The 786-nt window shown below is 62.7% G+C and carries 1 protein-coding gene; it reads right to left on the reverse strand.

Annotated features, from left to right (window positions below):
* Positions 1–342 precede the first annotated feature (342 nt).
* On the reverse strand, positions 343–786 hold a 444-nt coding region (locus JNK74_28535), incomplete at its 5' end, for a hypothetical protein (GenBank protein ID MBL7650135.1).

Genomic DNA, 786 nt, shown 5'->3' on the forward strand with positions numbered 1-786 from the left:
GAGGACGCATCCTCGTTCCCCGCTCCCCCCGCGAACGCCGCTAAACCAAAGGCATTACCTCGGTGATTCACTGCCAAACCCAGAGTGCCACCGCAATCGAGCAACGCTCATTTGGGTGCCACGTGGGAGGAAAGTCACGCCCTCCCCAATGAGACCCAAATCCGGCTGTTGAACTCAGACGCGGCGAGTGAAGCGGGGAACTCCGGAATCTCGATCCGCGGGACATCAAGCCCGTGACGGACGTAACGGAAAGTTCCGCAATTCAGCCCGGAATTCTTCGGTCGCAAGTAATGACCGTGGTCCCCCAAGGCCAGCGACAATCCAACTGCGGGCCAGAAAGCCTCAACTCCGCTCCACCCCCGCCCTCTCCCGCCGCTTCGCAATAAACCCATCCACAATGGCACGCCGCACCAGGCCCCCCATCGGGTCGCCGCTGTACGCATCCAGAACCGCCAGATCCATCTTGCCGCCCACCGTGCGGAAATAATACACCCAGACGGGAAAATGGAAGGACAGGCGTTCGGTGATCGCGTCCACCGCCGGCTTGGCGCCGCGTTTACGCAGGATATACCGCACGACCCCTTCGCGCGCGAGGGTTTCCGCATGCTCCGGGCTCAGTACCGGCGGAAAGACCTCTCCTTCGGGCGCCTGCGGGACCAGGTCCTTCACCCGACCCAGCAGCGCGAAGCCACCGAAGCTCGCGTCGACCGACACCCACGACTGAACCTGCTTCCCCCCATGGCGCATGGAAAACTGATACGCGAAGGCCGGCATCCAGACCAGTTC

Source organism: Candidatus Hydrogenedentota bacterium (assembly GCA_016791475.1).
Taxonomy (GTDB): Bacteria; Hydrogenedentota; Hydrogenedentia; order Hydrogenedentales; family JAEUWI01; genus JAEUWI01.